Source organism: Erwinia persicina (genome assembly GCF_014838825.1).
GTDB lineage: Bacteria > Pseudomonadota > Gammaproteobacteria > Enterobacterales > Enterobacteriaceae > Erwinia > Erwinia persicina_A.
Genome location: NZ_JACYMO010000056.1, coordinates 1 through 284 on the forward strand (window position 1 = coordinate 1; position 284 = coordinate 284).

At 60.2% G+C, this 284-nt stretch carries 1 protein-coding gene; it reads right to left on the reverse strand.

The window, feature by feature from the left end:
- On the reverse strand, positions 1 to 284 hold a 284-nt coding region (locus IFU29_RS22310), incomplete at both ends, for a hypothetical protein (protein ID WP_191935777.1).

Below are 284 nucleotides of genomic sequence, written 5' to 3' on the forward strand. Positions count from 1 at the left end.
GCGGACAGACGCTCTTCAAGCGTCGCAATCTGCTGCTGCAGTGCAGCTTCGCGCGCGCTGGCGGTGCTGGTTTTGCTGTCGCTGAGGGTCTTCAGTTGGTCACGCAGGGAGGTTTCTGTGAGCCGGGCTTCCTGAAGCTTCGTTTTCAGTGCCTGCAGCTGCTGGGTTTCTTCAGCAAACGTCTGCTGTTCAACGGCACGTTTCGCGGTCAGGGCCTGGAGTGAGGACTGCAGGCGATCCCTTTCTGCGGTGGCATTCTCAGCCTCTTTACCGCGTGCGGACAG